Source organism: Massilia pseudoviolaceinigra (assembly GCF_030846505.1).
Lineage (GTDB): Bacteria > Pseudomonadota > Gammaproteobacteria > Burkholderiales > Burkholderiaceae_D > Telluria_A > Telluria_A violaceinigra.
Genome location: NZ_JAVCWL010000021.1, coordinates 15,287 through 41,272 on the forward strand (window position 1 = coordinate 15,287; position 25,986 = coordinate 41,272).

25 protein-coding genes are annotated in these 25,986 nt (G+C 62.3%); 10 read left to right on the plus strand and 15 right to left on the minus strand.

Annotated elements, in window-relative coordinates:
• Positions 1–9: 9 nt before the first annotated feature.
• The 7 genes from RBA40_RS20400 to RBA40_RS20430 all read right to left on the minus strand — a co-directional run bounded on the left by RBA40_RS20400 (position 10) and on the right by RBA40_RS20430 (position 7,710).
• Positions 10–2,490, minus strand: a complete 2,481-nt coding sequence (locus RBA40_RS20400) for a VirB4 family type IV secretion/conjugal transfer ATPase (RefSeq protein ID WP_306649580.1) — start codon at positions 2,488–2,490, stop codon at positions 10–12.
• Between the two features lie 2 nt (positions 2,491–2,492).
• Positions 2,493–2,819, minus strand: coding sequence for a VirB3 family type IV secretion system protein (locus RBA40_RS20405; RefSeq protein ID WP_306649581.1), 327 nt, complete (start codon positions 2,817–2,819; stop codon positions 2,493–2,495).
• Between the two features lie 3 nt (positions 2,820–2,822).
• On the minus strand, positions 2,823–3,134 hold the full coding sequence (locus RBA40_RS20410; protein WP_306649582.1) for a TrbC/VirB2 family protein: 312 nt from the start codon (positions 3,132–3,134) through the stop codon (positions 2,823–2,825).
• Between the two features lie 165 nt (positions 3,135–3,299).
• Positions 3,300–3,923, minus strand: coding sequence for a lytic transglycosylase domain-containing protein (locus RBA40_RS20415; RefSeq protein WP_306649583.1), 624 nt, complete (start codon positions 3,921–3,923; stop codon positions 3,300–3,302).
• A 796-nt stretch (positions 3,924–4,719) separates the two neighbouring features.
• Positions 4,720–6,180: an NAD(P)(+) transhydrogenase (Re/Si-specific) subunit beta gene (locus RBA40_RS20420; protein WP_306649584.1), complete on the minus strand. Its 1,461-nt coding sequence runs from the start codon at positions 6,178–6,180 to the stop codon at positions 4,720–4,722.
• On the minus strand, positions 6,177–6,494 hold the full coding sequence (locus RBA40_RS20425) for a proton-translocating transhydrogenase family protein (protein WP_306626230.1): 318 nt from the start codon (positions 6,492–6,494) through the stop codon (positions 6,177–6,179). Before RBA40_RS20425 ends, RBA40_RS20420 begins: the two co-directional genes overlap by 4 nt.
• A gap of 103 nt (positions 6,495–6,597) precedes the next feature.
• Positions 6,598–7,710, minus strand: a complete 1,113-nt coding sequence (locus tag RBA40_RS20430; protein ID WP_306649585.1) for a Re/Si-specific NAD(P)(+) transhydrogenase subunit alpha — start codon at positions 7,708–7,710, stop codon at positions 6,598–6,600.
• Between the two features lie 245 nt (positions 7,711–7,955).
• Here RBA40_RS20430 and RBA40_RS20435 point away from each other — a divergent pair, with 245 nt between their 5' ends.
• Both RBA40_RS20435 and mnmA read left to right on the plus strand, forming a co-directional pair.
• Positions 7,956–8,441 (plus strand): NUDIX hydrolase, encoded by a 486-nt coding sequence (locus RBA40_RS20435; protein WP_306649586.1) that lies wholly within the window; start codon positions 7,956–7,958, stop codon positions 8,439–8,441.
• A 15-nt stretch (positions 8,442–8,456) separates the two neighbouring features.
• Positions 8,457–9,560 carry a tRNA 2-thiouridine(34) synthase MnmA gene (gene mnmA / locus RBA40_RS20440; protein WP_306649587.1) on the plus strand — a complete coding sequence of 368 codons (1,104 nt, stop codon included), beginning with the start codon at positions 8,457–8,459 and terminating at the stop codon, positions 9,558–9,560.
• Positions 9,561–9,575: 15 nt separating this feature from the next.
• Here the strand turns inward: mnmA and RBA40_RS20445 are convergent, their stop codons facing one another.
• Genes RBA40_RS20445 through RBA40_RS20460 form a run of 4 tightly spaced genes read right to left on the minus strand, consistent with a single transcriptional unit; the run spans position 9,576 to position 12,782 of the window.
• On the minus strand, positions 9,576–10,922 hold the full coding sequence (locus RBA40_RS20445) for a tetratricopeptide repeat protein (RefSeq protein WP_306649588.1): 1,347 nt from the start codon (positions 10,920–10,922) through the stop codon (positions 9,576–9,578).
• Positions 10,919–11,311: an ANTAR domain-containing response regulator gene (locus tag RBA40_RS20450; protein WP_306649589.1), complete on the minus strand. Its 393-nt coding sequence runs from the start codon at positions 11,309–11,311 to the stop codon at positions 10,919–10,921. Before RBA40_RS20450 ends, RBA40_RS20445 begins: the two co-directional genes overlap by 4 nt.
• 18 nt (positions 11,312–11,329) lie before the next feature.
• Positions 11,330–12,106, minus strand: a complete 777-nt coding sequence (locus RBA40_RS20455) for a 5'-3' exonuclease (protein ID WP_306626236.1) — start codon at positions 12,104–12,106, stop codon at positions 11,330–11,332.
• Between the two features lie 4 nt (positions 12,107–12,110).
• On the minus strand, positions 12,111–12,782 hold the full coding sequence (locus RBA40_RS20460) for a glutathione S-transferase (protein WP_306626237.1): 672 nt from the start codon (positions 12,780–12,782) through the stop codon (positions 12,111–12,113).
• A 71-nt stretch (positions 12,783–12,853) separates the two neighbouring features.
• Here RBA40_RS20460 and RBA40_RS20465 point away from each other — a divergent pair, with 71 nt between their 5' ends.
• The 5 genes from RBA40_RS20465 (at position 12,854) to RBA40_RS20485 (ending at position 20,686) form a co-directional block, all read left to right on the plus strand.
• Positions 12,854–14,479, plus strand: a complete 1,626-nt coding sequence (locus tag RBA40_RS20465) for an FMN-binding glutamate synthase family protein (protein ID WP_306649591.1) — start codon at positions 12,854–12,856, stop codon at positions 14,477–14,479.
• A gap of 189 nt (positions 14,480–14,668) precedes the next feature.
• Positions 14,669–15,451 carry a hypothetical protein gene (locus RBA40_RS20470; RefSeq protein ID WP_306649592.1) on the plus strand — a complete coding sequence of 261 codons (783 nt, stop codon included), beginning with the start codon at positions 14,669–14,671 and terminating at the stop codon, positions 15,449–15,451.
• 196 nt (positions 15,452–15,647) lie between these two features.
• Positions 15,648–17,570 carry a CocE/NonD family hydrolase gene (locus RBA40_RS20475; RefSeq protein ID WP_306649593.1) on the plus strand — a complete coding sequence of 641 codons (1,923 nt, stop codon included), beginning with the start codon at positions 15,648–15,650 and terminating at the stop codon, positions 17,568–17,570.
• A 99-nt stretch (positions 17,571–17,669) separates the two neighbouring features.
• A complete protein-coding gene (locus RBA40_RS20480; RefSeq protein ID WP_306649594.1) occupies positions 17,670–19,556 on the plus strand; it encodes a lipase family alpha/beta hydrolase in 1,887 nt (628 codons plus the stop codon).
• The gene (locus RBA40_RS20485) at positions 19,553–20,686 is read left to right on the plus strand and encodes an NHL repeat-containing protein (protein WP_306649596.1); all 1,134 of its coding nucleotides are present in this window, start codon (positions 19,553–19,555) and stop codon (positions 20,684–20,686) included. Before RBA40_RS20480 ends, RBA40_RS20485 begins: the two co-directional genes overlap by 4 nt.
• A gap of 99 nt (positions 20,687–20,785) precedes the next feature.
• Here the strand turns inward: RBA40_RS20485 and RBA40_RS20490 are convergent, their stop codons facing one another.
• The 3 genes from RBA40_RS20490 to RBA40_RS20500 are packed head-to-tail and all read right to left on the minus strand — an operon-like array spanning position 20,786 to position 23,196.
• Entirely contained in the window at positions 20,786–21,016 is a 231-nt protein-coding gene (locus tag RBA40_RS20490; RefSeq protein ID WP_306649597.1) for a hypothetical protein, read from the minus strand.
• A gap of 1 nt (position 21,017) precedes the next feature.
• A complete protein-coding gene (gene feoB / locus RBA40_RS20495) occupies positions 21,018–22,910 on the minus strand; it encodes a ferrous iron transporter B (protein ID WP_306649598.1) in 1,893 nt (630 codons plus the stop codon).
• 19 nt (positions 22,911–22,929) lie between these two features.
• Entirely contained in the window at positions 22,930–23,196 is a 267-nt protein-coding gene (locus RBA40_RS20500; protein WP_306649599.1) for a FeoA family protein, read from the minus strand.
• 236 nt (positions 23,197–23,432) lie between these two features.
• Here RBA40_RS20500 and RBA40_RS20505 point away from each other — a divergent pair, with 236 nt between their 5' ends.
• The 3 genes from RBA40_RS20505 (at position 23,433) to bfr (ending at position 24,937) form a co-directional block, all read left to right on the plus strand.
• Positions 23,433–23,645, plus strand: coding sequence for a (2Fe-2S)-binding protein (locus tag RBA40_RS20505; protein WP_167090400.1), 213 nt, complete (start codon positions 23,433–23,435; stop codon positions 23,643–23,645).
• 8 nt (positions 23,646–23,653) lie between these two features.
• A complete protein-coding gene (locus RBA40_RS20510; protein ID WP_306649600.1) occupies positions 23,654–24,355 on the plus strand; it encodes an energy transducer TonB in 702 nt (233 codons plus the stop codon).
• 105 nt (positions 24,356–24,460) lie between these two features.
• Positions 24,461–24,937, plus strand: coding sequence for a bacterioferritin (gene bfr / locus RBA40_RS20515; RefSeq protein WP_306626246.1), 477 nt, complete (start codon positions 24,461–24,463; stop codon positions 24,935–24,937).
• A gap of 91 nt (positions 24,938–25,028) precedes the next feature.
• Here bfr and RBA40_RS20520 read toward each other — a convergent pair whose 3' ends face one another.
• Complete coding sequence (locus tag RBA40_RS20520) at positions 25,029–25,952, minus strand: PfkB family carbohydrate kinase (protein ID WP_306649601.1); 924 nt, start codon at positions 25,950–25,952, stop codon at positions 25,029–25,031.
• Between the last annotated feature and the right edge of the window lie 34 nt (positions 25,953–25,986).

Below are 25,986 nucleotides of genomic sequence, written 5' to 3' on the forward strand. Positions count from 1 at the left end.
TCACACTCCTCATTTGTTTTTAATCTGCGCACGACGCGCTGCAATGCGTTGATGGAACAGCGGTTCCCAGACCTTGGGATCGTCTCCCACTTCCTCGCGGATCTGGTCGAGCAGCTCGACGTTATCGGTCGAACCGGAAATGATATTGAGAATATCCGGCATCCCGCCCAGATCGAACCTGACCACTGCTGAACGGTGGCCTTGCTTGACCAGGAACAAGCGGCTATCTTCGCCCAGGTTCTTGATAATATTGAACTCCTGCTCGGTAACCTTGAATCCTTCCACATAATCCTTGTAATCCGCTGCCGGATTTGGAAGGAAAATCTTGGTGACCGACTGCTCGACCATGGTCTTGCCGATCCTGTGCTGCAAGACATCGGACGGCGATTGCGTCAGAAACACACCCAATCCATTCTGCTTCCGGATCGTCTTTTGCTTGTTCAGCGCAAAATCCGTGAAGTACTCGTCCATCAGCGGCTTCCAGAACTCTTCCATCCAATAGATGAAAGGATCGCCGGTAATCAGCGACTCGGTAACGTGCAGCAGGTACGCCATCATTGGCGTGCGCAGCTCCTCGTCGTCCAGGAATTCGGTGTAGTCGTAGCCATAGATCTGGATACTGGTGTTACTAAAATCCTGCGTGTCGCGCGGATTGTCGAACGCCCAGCCGCGCGGATTATTCCCGGTCCATTTCTTGAGCCGGTCGCGCAGGCTGTTGCCGCCCTGGGTCACCTTCATGTTCTGCCACACGCCCGACAGCCGGCGTAATTCGAACGACACCTTGTCGCTCATCACGGTCCGGACCGCATGGCTGATTTCCGCATCTTCGGCCGACCTGACGTCCTGCGACGCCGGTCCGGCCAGCAGGCGCACCAGCTTCTCGCAGAATTCGATATTCGTCTCGGTCAGCGGCAGCTGGAACGGGTTAAAGCCGGTAGGCTCGCCGCGTTTCAGCGCATAGTATTTTCCACCCAGGCGCCGGATGCCGATTTCGGCGCCACGGTCCTTGTCGAAAAACACGCCGCGCAAGCCCTTGTATTTCAGCGCGAACAGCATCAGCCCCATGACCAGGGTCGTCTTGCCCACGCCCGTGGTACCGATCACGGATGTATTGCCCGGCTTTTTCTCGTCGGTGGAATCCTTATCCTCGGGCGAGACATGGTGGTTCAGGTAATACGGCTGTCCACTCGGTGTGCGCATCAAGGCAAGCGCTTCACCCCACGGATTGCCGTTACGCTTGCCGCGCGCGAAATTATGAAACGGGCTCAGGCTCGCGAAATTCAGGCTCGTGATCGATGCTTCGCGCGGACGCAGATCCCAGTTGCCAGGCAACTGCGCAAACCACGCGCACTCGGGAATGGCATCGATGACCGCCATTTTGAAACCGGGGCCGTCCTGCAATGCGGTGCGGGCCTCCTGAATATTCTTTGCAACGTCGCCGAGCGTATCGCCGAAGACCGCCAAGGTGTAGTGGTACTCACCCATCGCGATGGTGCCGCTGTTGCACGACTCCATCGCCTCGTCCATTTCATGGATCTCGCGGTCCGAAACGTCTTCGGACGATTGGAGCTGCCCTTTCTGGCGCTCCAGCGCCGTCATTGCATCACGCTTGTTCAGAATCGAAAAACTCTGCGTTTCAATATACTCGTAGTCACCGTACAAAATGGCATTGTTCATGCCGGGTTCGGAGAACTTAGGATAGTCCTGGAAATCGAGAAACCCGGCGTATTTGTGCTCCAACGGGTGCCATATTTCCAGCATCCCGTTCTTGTCGCCAAACATGAGACGCGACGTCGGCAGGTACTCCGCCATGGAGGCCCGCTGCATCGGCACGTCTTCCCATACACCATTCGTCAAAAAGCCGAGGAAAGCGCCCATTTCGGAAAACACCGTGCCGTCGCGCGTAAAGGTCGTGAGCCGTTGTGGCTCATACCGGCGCAAGCTCGACGTTACCTGTTTCGCCATGTCATCCACGATATCGAGGTTTTCGGTTTCCCTCGCCAGGATGTCGGCCGCTGAACGCGCCGTCAGCTTATTGAACAGCTGCACACCGCGCGATGCCGCCGGACGGAAGATCATCGTAATGTACAGCTCAGTCGCCATCTGCTTATGCAGCAGCTGGCCGGTATGCGGATCGCGCGCATCGAAACTCGCGTTGTAGCGGTCGTTGAATTCCCGCGCGAAAGCGTCTTCGTAGTGGCCGTCAAGACGCTCGCGTACCCGGCGCCGGATCTTGTGCGACCAGATTGAATACTGCCCACCACCCATGGCGAGCAAGAAGCTGTTCAGTCCATCCTTGCGCGTATGGATGAAATCCACATCCGCAGTTTCGAAAGAGATTCCTTCCAGTCGCCAGATCGCAATATAATCGCCGGACTTTTTCAGCTTGATGATGTTGGGCGCTATATGCGTTCCGAACGGGATATAGTCGGCGGAGGGCACTTGGGCACCTGCCGCCGCGTGTACAGCTTCTTTCGATCTCATGTTCATGCTTATTTCCGGCGTTTATACCGTATCGGTGAAAAGGATATGGCGCCCCAGATCTGGCGACCGGCTTGCTGGCGTACTCGCATTTTTGCGCGCATCATCATTTGGCGCAGCCGTTGATCGTCTTTTTTTGTGACGGCGCGCATGGTAACGAAGATCGGAATGTAGGCCATTATGATGAAGAGCGAGACATACCCGCTCACCAGATAAAACGTCCATACCGTCAGTACCATGAACACGCCGGTTATCAACAAAAACGGAAGCATCGGCACGCCCGCAAACATCGCGGGCCGCGTACACCCGCGAAATATGGGATCGCGAAAGCCGGACATGACTTAGTTGATCAGCCAGGCGGCAATAGCAGACGCGCCGCCAACAATGATGCCGCCGATGACGATATTGCTGATTTCCGACCATTTTGCGTGCTGAAACGCCATTTTGAAACCGGCGAACATCAGGGCAAGCGTGAAACAGGTGATGGAAACGCCTTTGAGTACGTTTTCCACACCGGTCATCACGGTATTTACTTTAGCAATCTGTGCATAAGCAGGTGACGACATCACCGAGATCGCAAGGATACCCAGACGGGCTGCAGTGGTTTTACGCATGTTGCTGAAGTTTTGGAGTTGGGCGAACTTGTTTTTCATCGAAATTTCTTTCAAACTTAAGGATTGGGGGATTGCTGAAACGTTATTCTCGTGCGGAAGACGAATAGGTTGGCCTGATAAAATTATTTCCTCCACGCTTGAGCTTAATAGTTGGTTGATTAAAATTACTCCTGTGCCGCAATTTCAGTACTACCTGTCGCTGCTTCAAAACAGAAATGCGCTCTCCGACTGAGAGGAGAGCACCGGCGCCTGGACGCCTGGCAACCCAGCCTCCTTGGCCATGCGAACCGCGCTTCCGCTGCGCGCCACTACGGCGCGGCTCACTGTTGCGGCCGCGCGCGTTTGATTGACCAGGATTCGTGGTAATGCAGCCTTACCGTTGCCGCTCGCGCTCACCACTTTCAATACATACCCCAGCCGGAATCCGCTGATGAAATTACCTGAGTAATAGCAGCTGAAGGCCGCGCGCAACGCATCCTGTTCACTGCGGCCTGTCTTGCCGGCGCGCTGATAACATTCCGCAAGGATTGCGCTTCCTGCACTCAGGTTCCTGCATGGATCGAAGGCGGTTGCCAGCGTCAGCCCGTACTTGGCCAGATTGCGCTTGTTCACCTGTGCCAGGCCCATGCTGAAATTGTAGCCCTTCTTCTCAAGCCACTGCGCAGTGGCAAGCGCCTCGCCGCTACTGCGCGGCTGGCGATCCAGCCGTCCACCAACAACGCCGATGGCATAGGGATTAAACGAGGACTCGACGCGCACTATCCGCTGCATCGTGTCAACGTGAACGCCAGGCGCACACTGTTGCGCGAGAAACACAAAATCGATCATTCGCCCATCTGCCTGTGTGACACCACTTGTTGTGATCCGCGTCATTCGACCCTACGGACAAACTCTGAATACTCTCCAAATCACTCACATCACTGCATTTCCAGCTAAAAATGTTTCTTCAAAGCAAGGGTTTCGCAACAATGTCACAGATAATTATTTAGTGAGCTGGAAATACTTTATTTATCTTATTGTCAACTTACACGTGCATATTGTCAACTCATATTGTGTAAAAATGTTGAACATATGCAACATAACACCCCCCAGCAAGGCTAGCCTGCGCTCTGCCGAGGGGGAAAAAGATTTCTGCGGCAGCCCCATCAAGCGATGCAGTGTGTGCAACATTTACCCTCACTATCGTTGGCCATGCACTATTCTACCTAGAAAAAATAGCTGAAAAAAAATTTCACACGAGAATCATTACGGTCAGTTTCGCAATTGGGCTATGTGTTGTTTTCGTCGCAGAATGAATACTCATTGCAACTAATTGTCTTACCGACAATAGTTTGCTCGGTGTACGGTGGCTGCCGGCGATTTCACTATTCTGGGCGGAACGCACCAAGGCGAGCGCAGGCAGACGTAGAGACATGGCTTCAGATGAATTTCAACCAGAATGTTGTCGATATGACACTAATTAGCCGTGTGCAGCCGAAGTCGCGCCTTTGACGTCGCATCGTCCCGCCAGCGCTCGCGAGACCGCATGTGCGGTACTGGCTGACGTAAAGGCGCAATGGCCCTATAAAGCAAAAAAACGCGCCTACTCATCGAGTGGCGCGTTTTTTGCTTATAAGGGCGATGGTTAGTCGACTGCCTTGACCATCGCCTCAATCACCTTCTTGGCGTCGCCAAACACCATCATGGTATTGGCCTGGTAAAACAGGTCGTTATCCAGACCCGCATACCCGGACGCCATCGAGCGCTTGTTGACGATGATGCTCTTGGCCTTGTACGCCTCCAGGATCGGCATGCCGGCGATCGGCGACTTGGGATCCTTGGCCGCCGGATTGACCACGTCGTTCGCGCCCAGCACCAGCACCACGTCGGTCTGGCCGAATTCGCCGTTGATATCCTCCATCTCGAACACCTGGTCGTACGGCACCTCGGCTTCGGCCAGCAGCACGTTCATGTGGCCCGGCATGCGGCCCGCGACCGGATGGATCGCATACTTGACGATCACGCCCTTGTGGGTCAGCTTCTCGACCAGCTCCTTGAGCGAATGCTGGGCGCGCGCCACCGCCAGGCCATAGCCCGGCACGATGATCACGGTTTCGGCATTGCTCATGATGAAAGCCGCATCGTCGGCGGAACCCGACTTGACCGGACGCTGTTCCTGCGCCCCGCCCGCCGCCGCCGCCGCCGGGTCGCCGCCGAAGCCGCCCAGGATCACATTGAAGAACGAGCGGTTCATCGCCTTGCACATGATGTACGACAGGATCGCGCCGGACGAACCGACCAGCGAACCTGCGATGATCAGCATCGAGTTATTCAGCGAAAACCCGATGCCCGCCGCCGCCCAGCCGGAATAGCTGTTCAACATCGACACCACCACCGGCATGTCGGCGCCGCCGATCGGAATGATGATCAGCACGCCCAGGAGGAACGCCAGCACCGCCATGATGATGAACGGCGTCCATGCCGGCTCCACCCCGGGCGCGAAGCAAAACACCAGGCCGAGCGCGATCAGGGCGATGGCGATACCGAGGTTGAGCATGTGCTGGCCGGGAAAGCTGACCGGCGCGCCCTGGAACAGGCGGAACTTGTATTTGCCCGACAGCTTGCCGAAGGCGATCACGGAACCCGAGAACGTCACCGCACCGACGAAGGTACCGATGAACAGTTCCAGGCGGTTCCCGAACGGCAGCGCCACGCCCGGGGTAGTGATCTGGAACACCCACGGCTCGGCCACCACGGCCACCGCGATGCACACCGCCGCCAGCCCGATCAGCGAGTGCATCGCCGCGACCAGTTCCGGCATCTTGGTCATCTCGACCTTTTTGGCGGCAAACGCGCCGATGCCGCCGCCGACCACCACGCCGAGCAGCACCAGGCTAAAGCCCAGGCCCCCGGTGGTGGCAGCCTGGGCCTGCAGCTTGAAGATCAGCGCCACGGTGGTGATGGTGGCAATGGCCATGCCGCACATGCCGAAGGCATTCCCGGTACGCGCGGTCGACGGCGACGACAAGCCCTTGAGCGCCTGGATGAAGCACACCGACGCGATCAGGTAGAACATCGTCACCAGGTTCATGCTGATGTAACTCATGCGTGGTCTCCCGTCTTGGCTGCCTTCGGTTCCTTCTTGCGGAACATTTCGAGCATGCGCTGGGTGACCATGAAGCCGCCGAACACATTGACTGCCGCCAGCGCCACGGCCACCGTGCCGGCCACCTGGCCCACGATTCCCGTGGTCAGGCCAGCGGCCAGCATGGCGCCGACGATGATGATCGCCGAAATCGCGTTGGTGACCGCCATCAGGGGCGTGTGCAGTGCGGGTGTGACGGTCCAGACGACGTGGTAGCCGACGTAAATGGCCAGCACGAAGATGATGAGATTGATGATGGTGTGACTGACTTCCATGTTGCCTCCCTCTTTACGTTGATGTGACAACGGGCCGCGGCCCGCCCCCCATGGTTTGCTTTATTTCTTGCTTTATTCTTGTGGCGCCGCTGTACTCCAGGCGCTATTTGCGCAGCACCGCGCCGTCGGCGCACACCAGCGTGGCCTTGAGGATCTCGTCTTCGCGGTCGATCACCAGCTGCTCATCCTTGTCGATGATCAGCTTGAGGAAATCGAGCACATTGCGCGCATACAGGGCCGAGGCATCGGCCGCCACCAGGGTAGCCAGGTCAGGCTCGCCGATGATATGCACACCGTGTTTGGTGACGGTCTTGTTCAGTTCAGACAGCGGGCAGTTGCCGCCCTGCGACACGGCCAGGTCGACGATCACGGAACCGGGCTTCATGGCCTTGACCGTCTCTTCGGAAATGAGCACCGGCGCGGCGCGGCCGGGAATGAGCGCGGTGGTGATGATGATGTCGGCCAGCTTGGCGCGTTCGTGTACCAGTTCGCCCTGGCGCCGCATCCAGTCGGCCGGCATCGAGCGCGCATAGCCGCCCGAACCCTTGGCGATTTCCTTTTCTTCCTCGGTCAGGTACGGCACGTCGATGAACTTGGCGCCGAGCGACTCGACCTGCTCCTTGACGGGCGGGCGCACGTCGGACGCCTCGATCACGGCGCCCAGGCGCTTGGCGGTGGCGATGGCCTGCAGGCCGGCCACGCCCACGCCCATGATCAGCACACGCGCCGCCTTGACGGTACCGGCCGCGGTCATCAGCATCGGCATGAAGCGCTGGTAGGTGTTCGCCGCCATCATCACCGCCTTGTAGCCGGCGATGTTGGCCTGCGAGGACAGCACGTCCATCGACTGGGCGCGCGTGATGCGCGGCACCGCTTCGAGCGCAAAGGCGCGCAGGCGCGCGCCGGCCATGGCGGCGATATTATCGGTATCAAAAGGGTTGAGCATGCCGATCAACACGGCATCGGGTTTCATGAGGGGGCGTTCATCGGCGTTCGGTGCGCGCACCTTGAGCACCACGTCGCAGCCGAAAGCGTCGGGCGCCGTGCCGATCGTGGCGCCGGCCGCGGCATATGCTTCATCGGTGACGGAGGCCATCAGGCCGGCGCCCGCCTGGACCACTACCTGGTGCTTGGCGGCGAGCTTCTTGACCGTCTCGGGTGTTGCAGCAACACGCGTTTCACCCGACCGCGTTTCGGTCGGTATGCCTATTCTCATGACGCCTCCATAGAATTAATAAACTGCTCACGATAGTACACGCAAACCTCAAAATAGCACGACCATCCGTTTTTTCTAGACGAAGTCCTCCACATCCAAACCGGTTGCACTGCGCACTGCGCAAAATCCAACGTTTTCTTGTATCAGATCAATACCTTGTTCCCCGATTTAGTCTTGTGTTCGATGGCGGATCGGCAACCGATGCTGCATGAAGGTAAAATGACGGCTCATTTTGAAGGACACGCATGCCGCATATCTGGAAACCCTCCGTTACCGTTGCCGCCATCATCGAGCGTGATGGCCAGTTCCTCCTGATTGAAGAAGAGACCAGCGAAGGCATCCGCCTGAACCAGCCGGCGGGCCACCTCGACCCGCTCGAAACGCTGGCCCAGGCGGTGGTGCGCGAAGTGCTGGAAGAGACGGCGTACGACTTCACGCCGCAGGCGCTGGTGGGCGTGTACATGTCGCGCTACACCTCCAAGCGGCGCGGCACCGACGTGACGTACCTGCGCTTCACCTTTTGCGGCGAGGCCGGCGCCGAGCATGACCAGCCGCTCGACGACGGCATCATCCGCACCTTGTGGATGACGCGCGACGAAATGGCGGCTTGCCAGGAGCGCCACCGCAGCCCGCTGATGCTGCAGTGCGTGGACGACTACCTGGCCGGCCGGCGCATGCCTCTGGAAATGCTGCACACCCACGCCTCGGTGTTCGAGGGTGGATTAACCTAAGACGGATGTAATGCAATGACGAAGAAAAAAGTCGTGATCGGCATGTCGGGCGGAGTCGACTCCTCGGTCGCGGCGTGGATGCTCAAGGAACAGGGCTACGACGTGGTCGGCCTGTTCATGAAAAACTGGGAAGACGACGACGATTCCGAATACTGCTCGACGCGCCAGGACTGGATCGACGCGGCCAGCGTGGCCGACGTGGTGGGCGTCGATATCGAGGCGGTCAATTTCGCGGCCGAATACAAGGACCGCGTGTTCGCCGACTTCCTGCGCGAATACCAGGCCGGGCGCACCCCGAATCCGGATGTGCTGTGCAACGCCGAGATCAAGTTCAAGGCCTTCCTCGACCATGCGATGCACCTGGGCGCGGACCTGATCGCGACCGGGCACTACGCGCGCGTGCGCCAGAACGCCGGCAGCTTCGAGCTGCTCAAGGCGTTCGACCACACCAAGGACCAGAGCTACTTCCTGCACCGCCTGAACCAGGCGCAGCTGTCGCGCACCCTGTTCCCGCTGGGCGAAATCCCCAAGACCGAAGTGCGCAAGATCGCCGAAAAGCTGGCGCTGCCCAACGCCGCCAAGAAGGATTCGACCGGCATCTGCTTCATCGGCGAGCGTCCGTTCCGCGACTTCTTGAACCGCTACCTGTCGTACAAGCCGGGGCCGATGAAGACCGACGACGGCACCGTGGTGGGCGAGCATGTGGGGCTGTCGTTCTACACCCTGGGCCAGCGCAAGGGCATCGGCGTGGGCGGCATGAAGAAGTACAAGAACGACGATGGCTCGAGCGATGCCTGGTACGTGGCGCGCAAGGATATCGAGAACAACACCCTGTACATCGTGCAGGGGCATAACCACCCGTGGCTGTTGTCGGGGACCCTGCACGCCGACCAGGCCAGCTGGGTGGCGGGCAAGGCGCCCGAGGCGCGCTCCATGTCGGCCAAGACGCGTTACCGCCAGGCCGACGTGCCATGCGTGCTCACGCCCGACGGCATGGGCAATTTCGGCCTGGGGTTCACCGATCCGCAGTGGGCGGTCACGCCCGGGCAGTCGGCCGTGCTGTATGACGGCGACGTGTGCCTGGGCGGCGGGATTATCGCGGGGTCGACCGCCGGGTAAGGCGCGCGCAGTCGTTCACGCCGGCAGCACGGTCGCCGGATCGAGCTGGTCCCAGTCGACGCTGACCGGATTGAAGCCCTCGATGTAAGTGTCCGCCACATCGTAATAGGCGGTCCCGCTCCAGCGCCGCGCGGCCTTGGCGTGGAAGGCACGCGCCTGTTCGAGGTCGCCGCGCCGGAAGCATAACTGGCCCATCAGCCAGTTGGGCTGGGGCGCGCCCTGGTCGAAGCGCAGCGACTGCTCCAGGTCGCGCTGCGCCGCCGCCATGTCGCCCTGCGCAATGCAGGTCTCGCCGCGAATCCACCAGGCATCGGTCAGCAATTTATCGTTCCATTCCGAGGCGCGCGTGAAGTCGATCGACTGCGTCGCCAGCGCGTGTGCACGGTCCAGCCAGCCCAGGCGCAGGGCAATGCGGGCGGCCATGTTGAGCGCGTCGTTCACCAAGCCGGTTTGCTCCGGCGGGAAGCGCTTGCTCGCTTCCAGGTACAGATCGAACGCCTGTGCGTAGGCGCTTTCCGCGCGCATGGCGTCGGCCATGCCCGCGCGGGCCGGATAGGAATCGGGCCAGATGGCCACCGCCTGCTTGTAATGAAAATACGCCAGCCGGTGCTCGCCCTCCTTCATTGCCGCCCAGGCGGCGTCGGTCGCCTGTTCGCAGCGCACATTGAAACCGGCGCGGTAGATGCTCTCGCCAGCGGCCAGGGCGCGCAGGATGGCGCCGCTGTCGATGACGGCTTCTTCAGTGTATTCGCAGGTGAAGGGCGTCAGGAAGCGGCTGTCGAGCACGTACACGATATCTTTGTGCGCGTAGCAGCGGTTCGGCAGCGTGCTGCCCCACCATTCGAAACCGAGGACGAACATGACGGCATCCGGGTTCAGGTCGATGGTGTCCGGTTTGTAGTTCCATAGAAAAAGAAAAGGCGTATCGATGCGGGTCGCCGGCAAGGTGCGCATCCATCCCTCATCGGAGGCACTGACGAACACGCAATCCCTGGCGTACACGCGCCCGTGCACCGAGTAGCTGTCCCAGCTTCTGTCAATCCCCAGCCAGCTGCAGTGCAAGTCGCCTTTGACGGCGAACAAGGGGTCCGCCCCGCCATCGACCTGCGCGTGGCCGTCGACGGCAATGCGCAGCGTCCAGTCGTCGTCGAGGACCGCCGCCATCTCGTCGAGCTGCTCGCGCGAGATGCTGACGTTGCCGTTGATGACGATGAATTCGAGGTCGTCGACATCGCCGTCATAAAATTCGCTCTCGTCGGCCTCGCATGCCTGTCCGGCGAGGGGGAAGATCGCGAAAAATTGGTCCGCGTTCAGGCGCGGCAGGTCGGACCAGCTGCTCAGCTCCGGATACATAGGAGTCATTGCGCCTGCGGAGCCTTCTGCTTTTTAATCACGGCCAGCACGGTGTTGCGGATGGTGTTGAGCACCGCGTCGGCCTTGAACGGCTTGACGATAAACCCCTGCACCCCGCGCGCCACCGCCGCCTGCACGGTGGGCGCATCGAGCGTGCCCGAGACCAAGAAGATCAGCGTCTTGGGCTGGTGCGCGCGGATCTGCTCGACGATCTCGCCGCCATCCTCCACCTGCTCCAACGCCACGCACACGATCTGGGGATGGTACTTCTGCACCATCAGGTAACCCTTGAGCCCCGTATGCGTGTCGCCGACCACGTTGTAGCCGCCCTCCGTCAACACGCTGCTCAACAAGCCGCGCGAAATCGCATTTCCATCGACGATCACTGCTCTTAACATCGCGTCTTTTCCTTTTCGTCAGAACGTATCGAATGCCAGCATGTTCCAGGTCACGCCCAGGCGCACGTCGGTCTTGAGCTGCACCAGCTGGCGCGACAAATACAGGACCTCGCGTTCGGCGCGCAGGCGCTCGCCCACCGGGGTCTTGAGAATGCCGGCGCCGGCCATCACCGCGTCGAGATTGCCGTACGCGTTGAGCAGCTTGGCCGCGGTCTTCATGCCGACCTTGGACACCCCCGGCACGCCGTCGGTCACGTCGCCCATCAGCGCCAGCAAGTCGACCAGCAGCTCGGGCGCGACGCCGAATTTTTTGCGCACCCACGCATCATCGTGCCACTCGCCCTTGAAATGGTCCCACACCAGCGCCCCTTGCGCAATCAGGCCGTGCAAGTCCTTGTCGGTGCTGGCCACAATGGCGTCGCCGCGCCCTTCGGCCAGCCAGCGCAGCACCCCGGTGCCGATCACATCGTCCGCTTCGACCCCGGGGAGCATGAGCACGTGCAGGCCCTCCCCCGCCAGCTTCGCATGAAACCCGGGAAGCGCGTCGCGCAGGAAGGATGGCATCGGCGCGCGCTGCTCGCGGTAGCGCGGATACAGCTCGTGGCGCCAGGTCGGGCCGCCGAAGTCGAATGCCGCCAGCACGTGGGTCGGCGCATGCGTGGCGAGCAGCTTGCGGAACGACGACAGCGCGTGGCGCAGCGCGATGTCAGCCTTCTCGGCCGAATCGGGCTCCGGACTGGCCTCGTACACGCGCCGCACGATATTGAGTCCGTCGATCGCAAGCAGTTTGCCCACGGCCTTACTTGAGCAGTTCGTACAGGCCGCCGCGCTCGAGCGCGCGCTGGTAGGCCGCACGCGCATGGATGCGGTTCAAAAAATCCATCAGCTTGGGATACTTGTCGCCCAGGCCGCCGCGCGAGGCGGCCGCCTCCAGCACGAAGCTGATCTGGATGTCGGCACCGCTGAACTCCTGGCCGGCGAACCAGCTTGATTTGGCCAGTTCGGCTTCAAGGTAGGTCAGATGCTGCACGATCTGCGGCACGATAAAGGTGCTCTTGACCTTTTGCGCGATGCCGCGCGCGATCGGCTTGGCGAAGAACGGCATCGGGCTCTTTTCAACGCGGTCGAACACGAGCTTCATCAGCAGCGGCGTCATGGCCGAACCCTCGGCGTAGTGCATGAAGTAGGTGTAGCGCAGCTTGTCCGGCGTGCCGGCGGCGGGCACGAATCGGCCATTGCCATAGCGTTCGAGCAGGTATTCGATGATGGCGCCCGATTCGGCCACCGTGTTCTCGCCATCGGTAATCACGGGCGACTTTCCCAGCGGGTGCACCGCGCGCAGCTCGGGCGGCGCCAGCATGGTCTTGGCGTCGCGCTGGTACTTCCTGATCTCGTACTCCAGTCCCAATTCTTCAAGCAGCCACAAAATACGCTGGGAGCGCGAATTATTCAAATGGTGGACAATGATCATTGGGTTCTTTCGCCGGTATGGAATCGGCGCTAGCTTAGCATTGTTGCTGCCTATTGACCATGGAGTCACCAATGAGTTTCGCCTCGCCGCGCTACCTGCCGTTCCTGATCTCGCTGATCGTCTTCGCCTGGTCGCTCGCCCTCGCGCTGCAGGGCGAAGGCCCCGGATGGTGGCTGGCGGCGCTCAGCGGCGCCCTCAGTGCGGTGGGCATCGCCGACCTGGCCCAGACCCGGCGCGCGCTGCGCCGCAATTACCCGATCCTCGCGCATTTCCGCTTTTTCTTCGAGTCGATCCGGCCCGAGATCCGCCAGTACTTCCTAGAAGACGATACCGACGCCAAGCCGTTCTCGCGCAACCAGCGCAGCATCGTCTACCAGCGCGCCAAGATGGAAACCGACAAACGCCCGTTCGGCACCCAGCTCGATGTCTATGAGCCGGGCTACGAATGGATCAACCATTCGATGGCGCCGGCGCCCATGAGCGACTACCACTTTCGCATCGAGATCGGCAACCACCCCTCGTGCCCGCGGGCGCAGCCTTACAGCGCCAGCGTCTTCAATATCTCGGCGATGAGTTTCGGTTCGCTGTCGGCCAACGCGATCCTGGCACTCAACGGCGGCGCGCGCCTGGGCGGCTTCATGCACGACACCGGCGAGGGCAGCATCAGCCGCTATCACCGCCAGAACGGCGGCGACCTGGTCTGGGAGATCGGCTCCGGCTACTTCGGCTGCCGCAACCCGGACGGCAGCTTCTCGGAGGCGAACTTCGCCGCCAACGCCACCCAGCCGCAGGTGAAGATGATCGAACTCAAAATGTCGCAGGGCGCCAAGCCGGGCCAGGGCGGCATTCTGCCGGGCGCCAAGGTGACCATCGAAATCGCGGCCGCGCGCGGCGTCACGGTGGGCGTGGACTGCCTGTCGCCGGCCAGCCATTCGGCCTTCTCCACGCCCATCGAAATGCTGCACTTTATCGAGCGCCTGCGCACGCTCTCGGGCGGCAAGCCGACCGGTTTCAAGCTGGCGATCGGCCACCCGTGGGAGTTCTTCGGCATCGTCAAGGCCATGCTGGTCACCGGCATCGTGCCCGACTTTATCGTGGTCGATGGCGGCGAAGGCGGCACGGGCGCGGCGCCCGTCGAATTTTCGGACCACGTCGGCACGCCGCTGCAGGAAGCGCTGCTGCTGGTGCATAACACGCTGGTCGGCGCGCGCCTGCGCGACAAGATCAAGATCGGCGCCTCGGGCAAGATCATCACCGCCTTCGACATCGCGCGCACCATCGCGCTGGGCGCCGACTGGTGCAATTCGGCGCGCGGCTTCATGTTCGCGCTGGGCTGCGTGCAGTCGCAAAGCTGCCACACCGACCGCTGTCCGACCGGGGTGGCGACCCAGGACGATCAGCGCCAGAAGGCGCTCGACGTGCCCGACAAAACGGCGCGCGTGGCCAACTTCCACCAGAACACGATGAAGGCGCTGGCGCAGCTGATCGCCGCCGCCGGCCTGACCCATCCCAACGAGCTTAAACCCCACCACCTGGTGCGGCGCGTCTCGCCCAACCAGGTCAAGCTGGCTTCGGCCCTGCTGCCGTATCTGACCGAGGGCGAACTGCTCGATCCGAACCAGCTCGAACGCCTGCCGCCGGTCTTCGGGCTGTACTGGCCGATTGCGCAGGCCGAATCATTTCATCCGCTGGCATGATGACCAACCCGGCCTAAACTGCTTGCCCGGCAAAATTGATTCAGCTACTATTGACTTTCAGTTAAGCTTAATCAAAGAGCCATCGCCATCATGACCGTCCGGAGATGTATCTGTCTAGCCGCGTTGGCACTGGCCCCGGCATTTGCCGCGCAGCGCCTACCGCATTACGCCACTCGCGTGCCGCGTTTTATGGACGTCGATGAACGACCGAAGCGCGTACGCGTCAAGGTCAGTGCTTTCTCCAACTTGAATGTGGCGGAACGGCAGATCCGGTTGGGCGGCCTGGTGCTATGTTCCACGAGCGCCTGCTATCAACCCGAAACGGCGCCGTATATCGACCTGCGCACCACCTCGACGCTGGGTCCGGCGAATATCGCCGACTTCATGATGCCGCCGTCAACCATTACCCATGTCTATCTGACCCCGATCGCCGGCGGCGCGGGCCTGGAGGGCAGCCTGGCCCTGGAAACGCCGTTCACGTTCGACAAGGACTTCTTTGGCGGCGAGATCATGCTGGTCGTGGCGAAACGTGGCAACGGCTACGCGCCGGTACAGTCGGCGACAGGGCTGATCGGAGGGCCGCCGTCGACATCGGTGTATTACATTCCGAATACCGCGACGGTGGCGCGCCTGCCGAAGGACGTCGTACTGACCCTGCCCGCTGGGGCCATGGCACGCCCCGCAGTGTTTAATACGCTGGCCCATGACACAGGAAACCGGTTCCCGATGGTCGATGTGTATCCCTACGTGGACCTGGCAGTACCGGGAACCATCGACATGCGCGCCATCGCGCGGCCGCCAAAGGGCTTGACGGCGGGCGCCCCCCCGCCGACGCCGGCTGTGGCGATGGTTCCCGCTCCGGCATATCCAGCCAATCGGCAGGGCGCACCGGTGGACGACAATGCCACAAGCAGCAAGACCACGTTCATCAAAACCGGCGTATTCCACGGTTATCCGGTACGCCCGCGATAAGGGAAATGCAAGCGCGGGGCAGCGAGGATACACGGATTATCCGGCTGAAAAAGCGCGGTTTGTCACAACGACACTGAATTTTCCATTCGCTGCAAATGTCGTCCCATGCGGATTGCATATGCGTGTTTCATTGGGTACTATCAAGCAATATTGCAATAAAGATCGCAATGACGATCAGACAACCCTGGAGACATGAATGCCGCGCCAAAGCACCATCCGCCTGTCCGCCCTATCCCTGATTCTCCTGTCCGTGCCGCCGCTGGCCGCCGCCCAGACCGCGCCGATGGCGCCCGACATCGCCGCCACCAAGTTTGAAGTGCCCGATAACGGCGCCGATTACGTCAAGCGCGTCGTGATGATTCCGATGCGCGACGGCGTCAAGCTGCACACCGTGATCGTCATTCCCAAGGGTGCCGCGCGCGCGCCGCTGATCCTCTCGCGCACGCCGTACAACGCGGCCAAGCGCACCGAGCGCAACGTCAGCCCGCACATGGCCTCGATGCTGGCCGAGGGCGACGACGGCTACATCGCCAACGGCTACATCCGGGTGTACCAGGATGTGCGCGGCAAGTACGGCTCGGAAGGCGACTACGTGATGACGCGCCCCCTGCGCGGCCCGCTCAACGACAGCGCCGTCGACCATGCGACCGACGCCTGGGACACGATCGACTGGCTGGTCAAGAATGTCCCGCAAAGTAATGGCAAGGTCGGCATGGTCGGCTCCTCGTACGAGGGCTTTACGGTGCTCATGGCGCTGACCGATCCGCACCCGGCGCTCAAGGCCGCGGTGCCGATGAGCGCCATGGTCGATGGCTGGCGCGGCGACGACTGGTTCCACAACGGCGCCTTCCGCCTCAATAACCTCTCCTACTTCGCCGGCCAGACGGGCGCGCGCGGCAGCGGGCCCACCATCGCCACCGGCGTGTACGACGACTACGAATTCGCGCTGCGCGCCGGTTCCACGTCCGACTACGCCAAGCGCTTCGGCATCGACCAGCTCACCTTCACCAAGAAGGTCTTCGAGCATCCGGCCTACGACAGCTTCTGGCAGAACCAGGCGCTCGACCGCATCCTCGGCGCGCGCCCGCTCAAGGTGCCGACCATGCACGTGGTGGGGCGCTGGGACCAGGAAGACATCTACGGCCCGTACGCCGCCTACGCCGCCACCGAAAAGCTCGACACCACCAACACCATGAACCACCTGGTGGTCGGCCCGTGGCGCCACAGCGGCGTCAATTACGACGGCTCCAACCTGGGCCCGATCCGCTTCACCGGCGACACCGCCGCCGAATTCCGGCGCGACGTGATGCTGCCCTTCTTTAACCAGTACCTGCGCGACGACGCACCGAAAGCCGACACGCCGCCGGTACTGTCGTACCTCACCGGCACCAACAAATGGCAGCGCCTGGACAAGTGGCCGCTCACCGAAGTCATGAAACCGGTCTACCTGAAAGCGGGCGCGCGCCTGGACTTCGACAAGCCGGCCGCCGGCACGGGCGCGGCCCAGGCCGACGACTACGTGTCCGACCCTGCCAAGCCAGTGCCCTTCATCCCGCGTCCGGTGCGCATGTACGACAGCGCGGTCTGGAAGCCATGGCTGGCCAGCGACCAGCGCTCGTTCTCGGACCGCCCGGACGTACTCACCTACGTGTCGGACAAGCTCGACGCGCCCCTGCAGATTTCCGGCCAGCCGATGGTCAACCTGTTCGCCGCCACCACCGGCAGCGACGCCGACTGGGTCGTCAAACTGATCGACGTCTATCCGGACGAAGTGGCATCGCAGCCGGAACTGGGCGGCTACCAGCTGGGCATCGCGATGGATATCTTCCGAGGGCGCTACCGCACGGGCCTGGACAAGCCGACCGCGATCACACCGAACAAGGTGGAACGCTACCGCTTCGCCCTGCCCAATGCCGATCACGTGTTCCTCAAGGGGCACCGGATCATGGTGCAGGTGCAATCGAGCTGGTTCCCGCTGTACGAGCGCAATCCGCAAACCTTCGTGCCGAATATTTTCTTCGCCAAGCCGGGCGACTACCGCAAGGCCACGCACAAGGTGTTCCACGCGCCGGGCATGGAAAGCGCGGTCGAACTGCCGGTGGTGCCGGCGGCGAAATGAAGCGGGGCCCGGCCCTACCGGGACTTCCAATAGTTGTGTATAAGGGAGTACCTTTGGCTTACGTTGAATAGGCGTCTCTTGCGAAATCGATACGGGTTGGTGTTGGCACTTCTTTGTTTCTGCCTGAGCGCGTGCTCGCTGGTCAAGCTCAAGGAAGAAACGAAGACCTTTTATTCGTCCACGGTGCTGGCGGGCCATGTCTCCAGCGCGGATGCATGGGACAAACCGGTCGTCGTCGCCGCATACACCCGGCGCAATGGCCGGCTGGAGATCGCGCACTACACCGTGCTGCATGAAGCCGGCGGCTACGAGCTGATTGTGCAAAAGGGCGACTACGCCCTGTTTGCCTTCGGCGACGCCAACGGCAACCTGACGCTGGACGCCGGCGAGCCGGTCGGCGAATACGGGGCGGCCCCGGTGCGGGCCACGGGAACGGGCTCGCTGGTGAGCCTCGATGTCGTGATATCGGCCACTGCGCAAAGTGCCGTCCCGCGCGGCACCTCCGTCGCCGCGCGCGCATCGGCAAAAACGCACAGTACCCAGGCTGGCGCCATCGCCAGGCTGGACGACCCGCTGATGTCGGCCGAATCGGGGCGGCGCGGCTACTGGGCGCCGGTCGATTTTTTCAAGGAGGTCGGCGGCAATATCTACTTCCTGGAGGAGTACGATGCGCGCAAGACGCCGGTGCTGTTCGTGCACGGCGCGGCCGGCTCGCCGCAGGACTGGAGCTACTTCCTCAAGCACCTGGACCGCAGCCGCTACCAGCCATGGATTTTCTACTACCCGTCCGGTTCCTCGCTCGATTCCATGTCCTACCTGCTGTACTGGAAACTGAGTAACCTGCAGCGGCGCCACCATTTCGACCGGCTCTACCTGACCGCGCACAGCATGGGCGGGCTGGTGGTGCGCTCGTTCCTGGCCGACTACGGCGACCAGTTCCCGGCCGCCAAACTGTTCGTCACCTTGTCGACGCCGTGGGGCGGCGATGCGCTGGCCGACCAGGGCGTGGCGTACTCGCCGGCCGTCATCCCGTCGTGGAACGATGTGCGGGCCGGCGGGCGCTACGTGCAGACGCTGTTCCGAAAGCCGCTCCCGCGCGAGCTTGATTATTACCTGATGTTCGGCCACGGCGGCCGTTACAGCCTGCTGCGCCCGGCCAGCAATGACGGCACCATCACCCTGTCGAGCCAATTGCGCTCGGACGCCCAGTCCGAAGCCCGGCGCGTGTTTGGCTACGATGAAGACCACGTCGGCATCCTGTCCTCGCCCCAGGTATTCGCCCAATACGCCGCGCTGCTCAAGGCGGCCGACCAGCGCGATGGCGACGGCCGGTCGGCGGGCAAGGGCAATTTGCGCGTGGCGTTCTCCTACGCGCGGCCGGACGAGACGCCGGCATCGGCACCGGTGCTGGTGCTCACGCCCGTCGATGCCACGCGCGATGCGACGCGCGAGCGGATTGTTTTACCGGTCAGTACGCGCGACAGCGGACGCGAACTGGGGCCTTTTCCACCGGGCGTCTACAACGTCGGCCTGATGGCGCGCGCGTTCAAGACCACGCCAGCCAGCACGCAGGTCACCATCGGCACCGGCGGCATCCCCGCCCTGCGCTTCGAGCTGACGCCACAGGGCGTGCTGTCCGGCTATATCGGTGCCGACGTCACGCCCGCCGACAATCCGGCCGGCAGCTTTCGCGCGGGCCGCCGCGACATCCAGATCGAGTCCATCGTGCTCACCAACGGAACCGACCGGCGCGAGATCGCACCAAGCCCGGACACCAGGGACCGCACCCTCGAAGCCTATGTGGCGGGCCAGGATTACCTGTTCAAATCGTTTTTTTCGTTTGTCGGCTTGAAGGAAGGCAGGTATGAATTGACGATCAATGCGACCGGTTACCCGCCGTACCGGCGCACCTACGACGTGGTGCCCGGAAAATACGGCTATCTGACCCCAATCGATTTGACTGCGCCGAAACAGGAAGCTCCATGACAGCAGAGCCGAGCGAGCGCCGCAGCATTTCCCTGAGCCTGGCGCTGGTGGCCGCCGCTATCGCCACTGCGGCCTGCCAGATGCCGCGCTGGGCTGCCATGGCAGCCCAGTCTGAACAACGCAGCCGGGCAGTGCCGGCGGCGCAGCAGGAAGTGATCGAGGATGGCAAGGACATCATCGACGGCATGACCGTCGATGCGCGCGGCACGCTGTATGTCAGTTCAAGACGCGAGGATCGCGTGTATGTCATGAGCGCCGGCGCGCGACGCAGCGAATTCATTCGCGAGGTCGTGCGCAGCGACGATCCGCTCAAGCGCGTCAACCTGATCATCCCACACGCCCTGAGCGCCGACGGGCAAGGAAACATCTATGTCGCCGATCACAGCAATGATGACCACGGTTGTATCCGGTACCCACGCATCAAGAAGATTACGCCGGATGGTACGGTAACGCGGCTCGCGCATGCCGACGCCGCCATGGAGTACCAAAGCATCACCGACCAGTACATCAACATCGCTGCCATCGCCAGCGACCGCGCAGGCCAGTTGTACGTGCAGGGTGACGATGACACCTACAAAATCTCCGGCACGGGAAAACGGATACGCCTCCCGGTTCCCGGCAGCGCGCACAAGCACGCGCCCGGCACGCTGGGGCTAAGCCGCAGTATGGCGACCCATCCGGACGGCGGCGTGGTGGTGGCGCACAGCCAGCATGGCGTCTACCGCATCACGCCCGATGAGCGTGCCGTACCGGTAGCAACGCACGGCGGCGATTGTTCACTTGCCGCCCCGGACGCGCCTGGCGGCAGCATGTGCGCAGGCGGCGCGAACACCGCGTGCAGGGCCGCTGTGAACGTCACGCGGGCGGTGTCGTGCAAGATCAGCGCGGTCGCGGTCGATGCGCGAGGCCGCATTTTTCTGACCGACAATACCCGCATCCTGCAGGTCGATACCGATGGCAAGATGAGCACGTACTTCCGTTTTGACAATACCGGACTGCTGCCGCGACAGAATCGTCCGGTTCAATACGACCTGACCGAGATGGCACTGGGGCCGCGCGGCGAAATCTACGTGGCCACCGACATGACGATCTACAAGATCACGCCAGGGGAAAGCTCGCGCCGGAGGTGACGCCGAGCCGCCCCAGGCACGGAAACCGCGACCGCGATAATGGGCGACAAGTCATCAGAGGTTCACCGGGATAAATGGGGGGCATCCCGGCGAACGTGCTCACTTCAGATGGAGCTGGATCACGCGCTGTGACGGTGGCCCTGACGCATCGATGCGTGGCGTCGCCGGCGCATCCTCGCACGAACCGCAGCTGCTGCACCCGCTGCCGCAGCCGGCCGATGCCTTCTTCTTGCCGAACAGCCTGGCCCGCAACGTGGCCGGCAGGTATTTCGACGCCGCATACCATGCGGCCGCGGCGACGATAACTGCAACGATCAGGTTCTCCAGCATGTCAGGCTCCCATCGCGATCGCGACCCGGTAAGTGATGAAAGAGGCGGCATACGCCAGCGCGAACATATAGCCGGCCATGATGAACGCGTACCGCGCGCTGCCCGTTTCGCGGCGCACCACGGACAGGGTGGCGATGCACTGCGGCGCGAACACATACCAGGCCAGCAGCGACAGCGCGGTCGGCATCGACCACGACTGCGAAATGATGGGCGCGAGCGTGGTGGCCAGTTCGTCGCCGGTCTGCGACAGCGCGTACACGGTGCCCAGAGCGCCCACGGCCACTTCGCGCGCGGCCATGCCCGGCACCAGCGCGATGCAGATCTGCCAGCCGAAACCGATCGGCTCGAACACCACGGCCAGCGCGCGGCCCAGCATGCCGGCGATGCTGTAATAGATCGGCGGCTGGGTCGCGCCTTCCGGCGCGCCGGGGAAGCTCGACAGGAACCACAGCAGCACCATCAGCGCCAGGATCACGGTACCGACGCGGACCAGGAAGATCTTGGCGCGTTCCCACAGGCCCATCGCCAGGTTGCGCAGGTGCGGCCAGTGGTAGCTCGGCAGTTCGAGCATCAGCGGCTGATGGGTGTTCGCGCCCATGAAGCGCTTGATCACCCAGGCCACCGCCATGGCGCTGAAGATGCCGGCAAAGTACAGGATGAACAGCACCAGCCCTTGCAGGTTGATCCAGCCGCCACCGACGTCGCGGTTGGGGATGAAGGCGGCGATGATCAGTGCGTACACCGGCAGGCGCGCGGAACACGTCATCAGCGGCGCGATCATGATCGTCACCAGGCGGTCGCGCGGGTTCTGGATGGTGCGCGCGGCCATCACGCCCGGAATGGCGCAGGCAAAGCTCGACAGCAGCGGAATGAAGGCGCGTCCCGACAAGCCCACGCCGCCCATGATGCGGTCGAGCAGGAAGGCGGCGCGCGGCAGGTAACCGCAGTCTTCCAGCACCAGGATGAAGAAGAACAAAATCAGAATCTGCGGCAGGAACACCAGCACGCTGCCAACGCCGCCGAGAATGCCCTCGACCAGCAGGCTGCGCAGCACGCCTTCGCCCATCAGGCCGCCGACCCAGGCGCCGATCGCTTCGACGCCGCCGCTGATCAATTCCATCGGCACCGCGGCCCAGCTGAACACGGCCTGGAACACCAGGAACATCAGCGCGGCCAGCAGGATCGGGCCGAACACGGGATGGAGCACCACGTCGTCGATTTTCTCGGACAGGTTGCCGGTATCGTTGGCGTAGCTGACGCACGCCTCTAATATGCGGCGCACTTCGCGCTGGGTTTCTTCGACCGGCACGGCATCGATCACCGACAGCGGCGCGGCCTTGACGGTGCTCGTCTGCGGCATCAGGTCGAGCGCCTTGAGCAGGGCCTGTTCGCCGCCGCTCTGCACGGCCACGGTTTCGACCACGGGCATGCCCAGTTCGCGCGCCAGCCTGGCGCTGTCGATCTTGATGCCGCGCTTGTTGGCCACGTCGACCATGTTCAGCGCCAGCACCATCGGCAGGCCGAGACGCTTGATTTCGAGGACCAGGCGCAGGTTCAGGCGCAGGTTGGTGGCGTTGACCACGCAGACGACGGCGTCGGGCGCCTGTTCGCCCGCGCGCAGGCCGCCGACCACGTCGCGCGTGATGGCTTCGTCGGGGGTGGTGGCCGACAGGCTGTACGCGCCCGGCAGGTCCAGTACTCTATAGGCACGCCCGGCGGGCGAGGTGAAACTGCCCTCCTTGCGCTCGATGGTCACGCCGGCGTAATTGGCGACCTTCTGGCGCGCGCCGGTGAGGCGGTTGAACAGGGCAGTCTTGCCGCAGTTCGGGTTGCCCAACAGCGCAATGAGCGGCGTGCGCGTCACTGCCTGGACTTGTGGTTCTACAGCACCCATTGTTATTTCCGTTGTTCCGTTATTCCGGTTTGATCGAGACCAGCGACGCCTCGAAGCGGCGCAGCGCGAAGGTGGAATCGCCCACCTTGACCGCCACCGGATCGCCGCCCGGCAGGCGCTTGAGCATGCGGATGCGTTCGCCCGGCACGAAGCCGAGCTCCATCAGCCGGCGCGACACGTCGACACCGCCGCCCGCGTCCGCCGCGCACGGCGCGATATGGATCACGGTGCCGCTCTGGCCGGGAACGAGGGCATCGAGCGTGATCAGGGTGGGGGCAAGAGTCATATTGTCACTTCACTAAGATAAGTGGAATTCGCGCTACATCGTGTTGGATACTAGCATCATAAACGTAAATGCGACTTATTTCTATTTGGAGTTGGCCCTTTTTTGAGAAAACCACTTGCAAACGATCTGGAGTTCCGACAGAATACAAATCTTAATGATAATGATTCTCATTATAGTGAAAGCGGCAAGATTTTCCGCTGAGCCAACGCAAAGCCTAGTCAAAGGAAGGTGCTTCGATGATCGTCTGTGTTTGCAATAACATTTCCGACCGCGAAATTCGTCAGGCGGTCGATCTCGGCCTCTCGTCGATGGCCGAGCTGCGCCGCGACCTGGGCGTGGCCACTTGCTGCGGCAAATGCGCCAGCTGCGCCAAACAAGTGCTGAACGAACACCTCGACAGCAAAATCCACGCCACCGAGCTCTCCTTCCGCTCGGCGCAAACAGCCTGAGCATACCTATGAGCGCAATGACCTTTTCCACCGAACCCGGCATGGGCGATCCCACTGCCGTGGTGGCGAAGCTGCGCGCCAAGTTCGGCCCTATCGCCGCCGTGGTCGCCATTCACGCCGTGCTGTTCTACCTGATTTCGAGCGGGCTGCTGCACCGCATGGTCGACGTGGCCATTCCGCACGCGGTGATGGTGACCTTTGTCGCCCCGCCGCCGCCACCCAAGCCGGCCGCGCCCGCCGCGCCGAAAACCGTGTCGATCGCCAAGGTGCGTCCGCCGCCGCAGGTCATCGTACCGCCGACGCCGGTAGTACAGGTGGCGGTCCAGAATACCATTACCGCCTCGCCGCCGTCGGCCCCTGCCGTGAGCGAAGCGCCAGCCGCGCCCGTGGCCGTGGCGGCGCCGCCGGCCCCGCCGGCACCCGGCCCGAAAACGATCACCTCGGGCGTCGAATATATCCAGCCGCCGCAGCCGGTGTACCCGACCATGTCCAAGCGCATGGGCGAACAGGGCAAGGTCGTGCTGCTCATCCTGGTCAATGAAAAAGGCATGCCGGACCAGGTCAAGGTGCAAACCTCGTCCGGTTCCGCGCGCCTCGACGAAGCGGGCCGCCAGGCCGCCCTGCGCGCCGTATTCAAGCCACACGTGGAAGATGGCCATCCGGTCTCGGTCTACGTCATCGTCCCGCTGACCTTCCAGCTCGCCAGCTGATCGGTGCGGGAGCAACAAAACGAAGGCTCCGCGAGGGGCTTTTCGTCGTTGTGGCTCATTTTTTGCTATGATGGACATACTCTCCATCATTAAAGAAAGCCTCCCATGAAGGGCGACAAGAACATCATCCGGCTGCTCAACGCACAACTGACCAACGAGCTGTCCGCGATCAACCAGTACTTCCTGCATGCGCGCATGTACCGCCACTGGGGTCTGGAAAAGCTGGCCAAGAAGGAATACGAAGAATCGATCGGCGAGATGAAGCACGCCGACAAGCTGATCGACCGCATTCTGATGCTCGACGGCTTGCCGAACCTGCAAGCGCTGCACAAGCTGCTGATCGGCGAATCGACCCAGGAAATGATCGAATGCGACCTGAAACTTGAGCAAGCGGCGCATGCCACGGTCAAGGAAGGCATCGCCGCTTCCGAACTGGCCGGCGACTACGTCACGCGCGACCTGTTCCTGATGATCCTGGAAGACACCGAAGAACACATCGACTGGCTCGAAACGCAGCTGGACCTGATCGTCAAGGTCGGCATCCAGAACTACCTGCAAAGCCAGATGGGCGAGCACGCTTAATCACCCGCCATATCCGCCGCCCCCGCGCCAAGGCGGCCCTCGGCGGCCTTGGCGCGGGGGCGGCGGTTTTAGCGTAACGGTGCGCGCTCCCTCACCCGGCGCGCCAGCGCGCCACCCACTTGTCGTAAAAGGCAAGACTCCTCGGTACCGCACCGGGGATCGCGCACACCGCGCCGGCAAACTCGTTGGCGCGCCCCAGCGTCGTGCCAAGTTCCCAGCCGCGCACGCGGCCCAGCAAAAACATCGCCGAAAACGCATCGCCCGCCCCCACCGTATCGATCACGAACGGCGGCAGCGGATTATCGCGATGGACCAGTACCGTGCCGTCGGCGCCGAAGTACACCGAGCCGCGGTGCCCCAGCGTGACGATCAGCGCTTCCAGTGCGAACAACTGCACCAGCAGCGCGCAGGCGGCGCGTACCTCGTCGCCTTCCAGCGGCGGCGAGGATGGATGGATATCGACGTACCACGCAAACAGCGACTGCAGCTCTTCCTCGTTGACCTTGGCGATATCGGCCGCGTGCAGCGAGTGGAACACGCAGCGCTCGTCGAACTGGCCTTCGCGCAGGTTCAGGTCGAGGTAACGCGTGGCGTTGCTGGCATCGAGCAGCGCATACAAGGTGTCGCGCGAGCGCGGACAGCGCTGCGCCAGGGTGCCGAAATAGATCGCCGACGCATCCACCGACTCCATCGCGGCCAGCGCCTGTTCGGGATTGATGTAATCGTAGGCCTGGCCCGGCAGGATCACGAAGCGGTGACCGCGCACATGGCGCTCGACCGCCACGCGCCCGGTTTCTTCCATCTGATCGAGCTGCAGGCCGGCGTCGGACATGGCGAAGCGCTCGAACTCGGCGCGCACCACGGCGCCGTTACGGTCGTTGCCGATGCGCGTGATCGCCAGCTGCGGCGACATGAACGCCGCCATGTGGCGCGCCACGTTGAACGGCGCGCCGCCCACCACCTGTTCGCTCGAAAAGTCGTCGACCAGGGCCTCGCCATACACCACGGTTGTCATACTCTGCATTCCTTGCGCATTGCGGCGCCCGGAA